Genomic DNA, 7495 nt, shown 5'->3' on the forward strand with positions numbered 1-7495 from the left:
CAACAATGCGCCCAGCAAAGTTACCAGAACACGATACCGGAATGCAGGGCGTGATTTTCTGCTCAGCATCAAAAATCCGCCAGCCAGCACCGCTGCCACAAGTCCCTGCCAGACGGAGTGAAGAAAGGTTAGGCACACTGCCCTGACGAGATCACTGGGAAAAGGCGCATCCACTATTTCTAAATTCATGGCTAACAGTTTGGTTATTGTTGATCCAGGTTATTCAGGAAATCCTTTATCTCTTTCAGCTCCTCGGCAGACGTTTTCTTACTACCAAAAAGCTGCATCACCAGGCTCGAAGCCGAACCTTTGTACATTGAATCGACAAAGCGGTTGAGCAACACATTTTTAATTTTATCCTCTGCCTCGGCGGGCCGGTAAATGTGCTTCATACTACTGTCATCCCGAAGCAGAATGCCTTTATCAAACATGATCTGCATGAGCTTCAACGTAGAAGAATACTGCACTGCGCGTTTTTCCTCGTTCAGCTTATCATTTACAAACCGCACCGTCTGCGGCCCATTTTCCCATAACACCTGTAAAATTTCCAGCTCTGACTTTGTTGGTTCCATCGTGATTTTTATTCGGACAATCCAAAGGTAGGAAATTTTTCGTACGAACAAATGTTTAGGTGATATTTTTTGTATTCCGTCGCCGTTGTTGGTGTCAGGCCGTTGTAGGTGTTATCACCAATCGTGGCGGAAATTTTTCGTACGAGTAAATGTTCAAGTGTTAATTTTTTTTATATTTACCTGATAAACAAACTGCTATGTACATCAAATCCTTCATTCCCAAAAGCACTTCACTGTTACTTGATCTTCCCGACAGTTTTGTTGGGGAACATGTCAGAATCGTTGCTGCCGTCGTAAAAACACAAGAATGTTCTCCTGAAAGGAGACGAAGCCGCATTGCCCAAACCTACTCAAAGTATCCCAAAGCTGACCTCACCTCATTGAAATTCGATCGCGAAGAGGCTAATGAGAACAGCTAGTTATTTCCTGGATTCAAACATTATTCTGTACCTTTTCGACTCAAACGCTGCCAAACGAACAGTTGCCGAAGAGCTTCTATCTGCATTTCCGGTTATCAATCCACAGGTTCTGATTGAGGTGGCCAATGTCTGCAAAAGAAAGCTTGGCTTTTCAAAAGATCAGGTTTGTCAACTCTGGCTTGATCTGCTGAATGATTGTACATGTACCAATGTAACAGCTCAGACTATGTGTACAGCAGCCAGCCTTGTCAAGCGGTACGACATGCAATTGTTCGACGCCATACTAGTTGCTGGCGCGTTAGAGTCGGATTGTCCCGTGTTCTATTCTGAGGATATGCAGGATGGTATGTTAATAGAAGGCAAGTTACAGATCCTCAATCCATTCAGGCAGATCAGCTCATAATAAAAATGGCGACCACCTGATGAAAGTAGCCGCCATTTACACTGCATTAATATTCCACTTACGCCATCAATGCCTTCCGTGCGTACTCCACGCACTTAGCAGTTTCCTTTACCGCGTCGGAACCGGCTGGTATTTCGTATTCCAGCTCGATCGTGGCGGGGAATTTGTATTTCTTGGTACGCATTAATTCCAGCACCGGGATGATCGGCGTGTCGCCTGAACCCCAAACTACATTGGCTCCGCCGTTTGCTTTGGATTTACGGTCTTTGATGTGCATGCTCTTAATATGATCATGCTTTGCATTGATCAGCTCGACAGGCTCGAAGCCGGCTGCCACATAATGCCCCATATCCAGGTTCATTGCATTGAATTTAGACTGGCTTAATGCGGTATCCCACCAGGTCGGTGTCTGCTGGGTATGTCCGTGATAGGCAATGTAGGTTTTGTTTTTGGCTGCGATATCACCCAGCCTTTTAGTCTGCGCCGGCTCGTTTGGAAGTTCAACAGTCGCCTGGTTAGCGCCGAGCGCCCTGGCGGCGCGAAGCGCGTAGTCTACTTCTGCATCTGTATTGTTCACGCCCAGAGCATTCGGCTTGTAAGCATAAATGGTCACCCCGGCATCATTGTACATCTTACGTAGCTGGGTGAATTTATCCATGGAAACCTTCGCGCGCCATTCGGCCATTTTGGTTCCGTGCTCTTTCATCGCTGCTTTTTGTTCCTCGGTCATTTCGGGCCGCTTACCATCCGGGCCGGGTGCCATATTCGGGCGCGGCGGTCCTTCGGGCGCACCTGCAAATTGCTCGGGCGTGTTGCCCATCATTTCAATGGCGCTGATATTGCATTCCACGCAGTACTTCAGTATGCTTTCAGCGTCCTGCGGCATGCTGCGCCACGAGTAAGTAATTGCTCCGATCTGCACCCCATTGAAAAGTGAGTTCGGTTTGCCCAGGTTCTTGATATAGGCAGGCGCGCCGATTACCGGGGTACGCAACAACGCGAAACCTGCGGCTACCAGTGCAGATGTACCTAAAAAGCGCCTTCTTGAAATGTCCAGTTCTTCCATGATTTAGTTAGTTTTAATATCAATAATATCTTCCTACATACTTATTCTCTACGATCATCTTCTTCATCTTCGCCGGCGCAATCGGCCCTTGTTTGGCGTACACGATTTTCCCGCCAGGCTCTACCAGGATCGTGTAAGGCAATGCACCCTGCCACTTCGGATCTACTGCCTCGATCAACTTGTACTTGTCTTCGGATGTAAAAATGTAATTTTTATTCGAAGCATATTTGCCTTGCAGGAATTTCAATGCTTTCGCCTCTTTGTCCGGACTATCGGCACTGATTGATACGAATTCAAAATCGCGTCCGCGGTACATATGGTGCATTTCCATAAAATCCGGAAATTCAGTCACGCACGGGCCGCACCAGGTTGCCCAAACATTAATCAGCCTGAGCTTATCGGATTTGTTTTGGATCAACTCTTTCAAACCCGCTTCATCAATCTTGGCCAGACTTACCGCCTCTTTTGCCCAGCCCGCCTGCTCGCTTTGCGCACCCTGCTCCTTGGAAGCCCATTTCATAGAACAGCCGAAAGTTTTTGTTGTGGGTACCGGCACAGGTTTGCCGGCCAGCAGCGCATCCAATGCATTTCTTGCATCAAGGTTTTTAGGCGTTCCTGTAGGTTTTTCAACATCGTCGATCCTGCCGGTATATTGCAGCTTTCGGTTTTTGTCAAAAATGAAAATGTGCGGCGTGGCAACGGGTCCGTAAGCCAATGCAGTTTTCTGATCGTCCCCGTCGTACAAATAAGGAAAATTGTACGCCATATCCTTTGCCCTGATCTTCATATCTGCATAAGTATCGCTCAGATCGGTGTAACCCAGCTCATCCAGCCTGATCGCCTTCGGATCGTTGGAAGAAATGGCCACTACTGCCACCTTTTTAGCTTTATAATCATCGACCAAACCCTTCACCCGATTTTCGTAAGCTTGTGCAGTAGGACAATGGTTGCACGTGAAAACGATCACCAGCACATCGGCACCAGAAAAGCTTTTCAGAGCATAGCGCTTTCCATCTGTTCCCAGCAGGTTAAAATCGGGCGCAGCTGCTCCGATCTTTAAGGTTTCCGGCTGTTCGGCGGCTCCCGCGCTGGTATAAGCCAGTATCAGCAGCATGCATATTTTGCGAATAAGGCGCATAGGATCGGCTGTTTTAATTCACAAATGAGATATCATGCAAAAGCGACAAGGTTCCAACAAAATACTGGTTTAATCCCATTAAAACTTACCTTGAAAATAAATTTCCTTCCGCCCGGACACTGCTGACACAGGGCTGTCGCGCCGGCCATGTATTTTTGGTAAAACAAAGCAGTTAGCTGACCCGGCAATAAGCCGGATCTGCAACATTGAAAATGATCGCAGCTATGGAGATCAAAGACGGAAAAGAAGTGGTAATCGCCGCCTCAGCCAAAGAGTGGCGCGACTGGCTGGAACAGAATGCGGAATCTGCCAACTCTGTTTATCTGGTTATTTATAATAAAAATAGCGGCGTAAAAAGTGTAGGGTACGTGGAGTCTGTTGAACACGCACTCTGCTTCGGCTGGATCGACAGTAAAACCATCAAGCGTAACGAGCATAGTGTTTATCAGACTTATACTAAGCGAAAACCTGTCAGTAACTGGGCTAAAACCAACAAGGAGCGTGTTATAAAAATGACGGAACTGGGATTAATGCGGCCACAAGGCCAGGCAATGATAGACCTCGCCAAACAAAATGGCTCTTGGGACAGACTGAATGATATCGACAACGAGGTAATTCCGGAAGACCTGCAAAGTGCATTGGATCAAAATGAAGTTGCGAAACAAAACTTCAAGGCATTTGCACCTTCATCCCGGAAGCTGATCCTCTACTGGATTTCCTCTGCAAAACGTCCTGAAACCCGGAACAAACGCATTGCGGAAACAGTGTCAAAAGCAGCTAAAAACGAGAAGGCGGTTTGACATTCACGATTCTGTCTTAACTTTCCGGTCAGACGAAAGCAGTGCATTATCACCCCTGGAAAGTGCCATGACCAAAAAAACTACCATTTTACTCGCATTCATTGCGCTGAAATTCCTATTGCAATATGTATTGATACTCCCCTCCTACGACCTGCACCGCGACGAGTACCTGCACCTGGACCAGGCCAATCACCTTGCCTGGGGTTATATGTCGGTGCCGCCGGTTACTTCCTGGATTGCATTAATCATTAAAACGCTTGGTAATTCCGTTTTCTGGGTGCGGTTCTTCCCGGCACTCTGCGGCGCGCTGACGATACTGGTGGTCTGGAAAACGGTCGAAACGCTCCGCGGCAGTCTGTATGCGTGCGTTCTGGCTGCCACCTGTACCTTGTTTTCCGCATTGCTGCGGCTGAACCAGCTTTTCCAACCCAATTCGGTGGACGTATTATGCTGGACAACGCTCTACTTTTTCCTAATCAGATACATTCAGACGAACCGTCCAAAGTGGCTGTACGGCATTGCGGTCGTGTTTGCATTTGGTTTTTTGAACAAATACAATGTCGCATTTCTTGTGATCGGAGTTTTGCCGGCTATTCTTTTAACAGAACACAGGGCTGTTTTCCTGAACCGCCACCTGTATTTTGCATTGCTGCTCGCTATTGTATTGATTTCGCCCAACCTCATCTGGCAGTATCAAAATAATTTCCCGGTCGTTCACCACATGCAGGAACTTAGTGAAAGACAGCTCGTCAATCTCAGCCGGGCCGATTTTTTCAAGGAGCAGTTCATTTACTTTATAGGCGCATTGCTCGTGCTTGTTCCGGGGTTTTATGCTTTGTTGTTTTACAAACCTTTTGGCAAATACAAACTGTTCTTTTTCTCACTTGTTTTCACCCTGGCTGTATTCACGCTGCTGCGGGCCAAAGGTTATTATGCAATAGGAATTTATCCTATTTACATTGCTTTTGGCGCTGTGTTTGTAGCTGAAAGATTGAAGTCGGCCTGGCTGCGGGCGGCTTTTATTATCATCCCTGTTACCATATTTATCCCGGTATCCCGGGTTGCATTTCCGAATAAAACCCCGAAGGAAATTGTCGCAGGTACAGGAAGGTACAAGCGCGCTGGTCTGCTGCGCTGGGAGGACGGAAAAGACCATGAAATCCCGCAGGATTTTGCTGATATGCTGGGCTGGGAAGAACTCGCCAGGAAAGTGGACGCAGCCTACGCGCAGTCGCCCGATCCGGAGAGTACGCTGGTACTTTGCGACAACTACGGCCAGGCGGGCGCAATTAATTATTATTCAAGAAAAAACGTGAATGCCGTTACATTCAATGCAGATTACGTGAACTGGTTTGACCTGAGCAAAAAGTACAAGCACCTGGTGCGCGTCAAAAATGCATGGGAACGCGAAGCTGAGATCAGGGAAACCGCGCCATTATTCAACACTTATTCCATTACCGACTCAGTTATAACGCCCTACTCCCGCGAACGCGGCGCAACCATTTTTCTTTTTAAAGATGCCAAAGTGAATATCAACGCAAGAATCAGCGGCGAAATACAAGAAGAAAAATGGTAAAAAATCACAAAGAAGGGGGGCTTCAGCCCCCCAAAAAAATCCCTTGCCCCGGGCTTAAGCCCGGGGACCTAGTTGAAAGAAGCTCTGAATTCGAGCGGCGAATAGTTTGTTTTTGTTTTGAATAATTTGCTGAAAGACTGTGGATGCTCAAAACCAAGCTCGTAGGCGATCTCGCTCACAGACAAATCGGTAACAGACAGCCGCTCCTTGGCCTTCTCGATCAGCCGGTTATGAATATGCTGCTGGGTAGTTTGTCCGGTAAGTGTTTTGAGCATATTACTCAGGTAATTGGGTGAAATATGGAGGTTTTCTGCCACGTGCTGGACAGTTGGCAATCCTTTTTGCATTAAATCCGGACTGTTAAAATAAGCATTGATGATCTCTTCCAGCCGGTCCAGGATCTTGTGGTTGACGTTCTTGCGGGTCAGGAATTGACGGTGATAAAAGCGCTCTGAATATTTCAGCAGCAATTCTATCTGCGCAACAATCAGGTCCTGACTGAATTTATCCATATTCGCCCGATACTCCTGCCGGATATTTTCGATGATTGTATTCAGTGTGGCTTCTTCCTTTTCAGATACAAAAAGTGCCTCCGTAACACTGTAATCAAAATATTCGTACTGCTTGATACCTTTTGCGAGCGGCGTGTTCCAGAGCAGATCGGGATGAAGCATTAACATCCACCCCGATTGCTGCACTTCGGTATCAATGTCGGTACCAAATCTGAGCACTTGTCCCGGCGCCATAAAAAACATCACGCCGCTATCAAAATCCACATCCTGCTGTCCGTATTTCATCTTCACAGTGAAATTACGTTTTAAGGCAACGGAGTAAAAATCCTTCACAATGGGCGGTTCGTTTCCCGCAATATGCCGCACCTGCGACATATCGATGACGCTTACAAGAGGGTGCTCAGGCGCGCTCAGCGAGCGGTATTTGTGAAACTCGCTGATGGTTTTGAATCGGATGGGCTGTATGGCGGACATGCTACAAGTTAATCAATTCTCCCTGAATGCACCTGCAAACTCCTCCGCAAAGTCGGCCAGCTTCACCTTCCCCATTTTGGCCGGGCGATTTTTGGCATAATCCTCACCCAGCAACCCGCTGTACAATGCGCCGTACATTTCTACCAGCCCGGCTGCAATGGTCGGGTTCATACCCACGGAAGTCAGGTTACCAAGCGACTCTTCCGATGAAATTACTACCCATTTGAGATCCGGCTTGTCAATTGCCGCTGCCAGAATGCGTGCAGTTTCATCCCCGGTAAGCTCCTCGCTCGCCACGTAACGTACATTTCTGCCCGAAAAGTCCGATTGCAGTTCTTCTGCCACTGCATCTGCAATGTCAAAAGGAGATACCCACGGAATCATTCGTTCGCCGCCATAATTGACATAAATACCGCCGGTAGCTTTGATCATAGGTACATAACCGTACAAATTATAGTAAAATGAAACCGGCCGCATATGCGTGATCGAAACGTCCTCAGGCAATGCATTCAGCGTTTGTTCTACATGGTAAGCA

General features: G+C 47.4%; 9 protein-coding genes and 1 pseudogene. 4 read left to right on the forward strand and 6 right to left on the reverse strand.

What is annotated here, in order from left to right; genetic code table 11:
- Both ACTIE6_RS13090 and ACTIE6_RS13095 read right to left on the reverse strand, forming a co-directional pair.
- A partial coding sequence (locus tag ACTIE6_RS13090) for a hypothetical protein (RefSeq protein ID WP_439557064.1) occupies window positions 1-189 on the reverse strand: 189 nt, incomplete at its 3' end.
- Window positions 190-203: 14 nt separating this feature from the next.
- Complete coding sequence (locus tag ACTIE6_RS13095) at window positions 204-572, reverse strand: BlaI/MecI/CopY family transcriptional regulator (RefSeq protein ID WP_439557065.1); 369 nt, start codon at window positions 570-572, stop codon at window positions 204-206.
- Window positions 573-769: 197 nt separating this feature from the next.
- On the opposite strand from ACTIE6_RS13095, the gene ACTIE6_RS13100 reads away from it, so the two are divergent.
- Window positions 770-991, forward strand: coding sequence for a hypothetical protein (locus ACTIE6_RS13100; RefSeq protein WP_439557066.1), 222 nt, complete (start codon window positions 770-772; stop codon window positions 989-991).
- On the forward strand, window positions 978-1394 hold the full coding sequence (locus ACTIE6_RS13105; protein ID WP_439557067.1) for a PIN domain-containing protein: 417 nt from the start codon (window positions 978-980) through the stop codon (window positions 1392-1394). Before ACTIE6_RS13100 ends, ACTIE6_RS13105 begins: the two co-directional genes overlap by 14 nt.
- Before the next feature lie 58 nt (window positions 1395-1452).
- On the opposite strand, the gene ACTIE6_RS13110 is transcribed toward ACTIE6_RS13105, so the two are convergent.
- Both ACTIE6_RS13110 and ACTIE6_RS13115 read right to left on the reverse strand, forming a co-directional pair.
- Complete coding sequence (locus ACTIE6_RS13110) at window positions 1453-2460, reverse strand: sugar phosphate isomerase/epimerase family protein (RefSeq protein WP_439557068.1); 1008 nt, start codon at window positions 2458-2460, stop codon at window positions 1453-1455.
- 19 nt (window positions 2461-2479) lie between these two features.
- Complete coding sequence (locus ACTIE6_RS13115) at window positions 2480-3598, reverse strand: redoxin domain-containing protein (RefSeq protein ID WP_439557069.1); 1119 nt, start codon at window positions 3596-3598, stop codon at window positions 2480-2482.
- Window positions 3599-3810: 212 nt separating this feature from the next.
- On the opposite strand from ACTIE6_RS13115, the gene ACTIE6_RS13120 reads away from it, so the two are divergent.
- Both ACTIE6_RS13120 and ACTIE6_RS13125 read left to right on the forward strand, forming a co-directional pair.
- Window positions 3811-4398, forward strand: a complete 588-nt coding sequence (locus ACTIE6_RS13120; RefSeq protein ID WP_439557070.1) for a YdeI/OmpD-associated family protein — start codon at window positions 3811-3813, stop codon at window positions 4396-4398.
- A gap of 67 nt (window positions 4399-4465) precedes the next feature.
- The gene (locus ACTIE6_RS13125; RefSeq protein WP_439557071.1) at window positions 4466-5974 is read left to right on the forward strand and encodes a glycosyltransferase family 39 protein; all 1509 of its coding nucleotides are present in this window, start codon (window positions 4466-4468) and stop codon (window positions 5972-5974) included.
- A gap of 68 nt (window positions 5975-6042) precedes the next feature.
- Here the strand turns inward: ACTIE6_RS13125 and ACTIE6_RS13130 are convergent, their stop codons facing one another.
- Both ACTIE6_RS13130 and ACTIE6_RS13135 read right to left on the reverse strand, forming a co-directional pair.
- Window positions 6043-6960, reverse strand: coding sequence for a helix-turn-helix domain-containing protein (locus ACTIE6_RS13130; protein ID WP_439557072.1), 918 nt, complete (start codon window positions 6958-6960; stop codon window positions 6043-6045).
- A 12-nt stretch (window positions 6961-6972) separates the two neighbouring features.
- Window positions 6973-7495: pseudogene (locus ACTIE6_RS13135) on the reverse strand (NAD-dependent dehydratase); the annotation flags it as partial.

Source organism: Dyadobacter sp. (assembly GCF_051859145.1).
Classification (GTDB): domain Bacteria; phylum Bacteroidota; class Bacteroidia; order Cytophagales; family Spirosomataceae; genus Dyadobacter.

Bases quoted from the DNA above. Each gene is read 5' to 3' on its own strand.
- ACTIE6_RS13095 (WP_439557065.1), bottom strand. From the start codon at position 572: ATGGAACCAACAAAGTCAGAGCTGGAAATTTTACAGGTGTTATGGGAA.
- ACTIE6_RS13100 (WP_439557066.1), top strand. From the start codon at position 770: ATGTACATCAAATCCTTCATTCCCAAAAGCACTTCACTGTTACTTGAT.
- ACTIE6_RS13105 (WP_439557067.1), top strand. From the start codon at position 978: ATGAGAACAGCTAGTTATTTCCTGGATTCAAACATTATTCTGTACCTT.
- ACTIE6_RS13110 (WP_439557068.1), bottom strand. From the start codon at position 2,460: ATGGAAGAACTGGACATTTCAAGAAGGCGCTTTTTAGGTACATCTGCA.
- ACTIE6_RS13115 (WP_439557069.1), bottom strand. From the start codon at position 3,598: ATGCGCCTTATTCGCAAAATATGCATGCTGCTGATACTGGCTTATACC.
- ACTIE6_RS13120 (WP_439557070.1), top strand. From the start codon at position 3,811: ATGATCGCAGCTATGGAGATCAAAGACGGAAAAGAAGTGGTAATCGCC.
- ACTIE6_RS13125 (WP_439557071.1), top strand. From the start codon at position 4,466: ATGACCAAAAAAACTACCATTTTACTCGCATTCATTGCGCTGAAATTC.
- ACTIE6_RS13130 (WP_439557072.1), bottom strand. From the start codon at position 6,960: ATGTCCGCCATACAGCCCATCCGATTCAAAACCATCAGCGAGTTTCAC.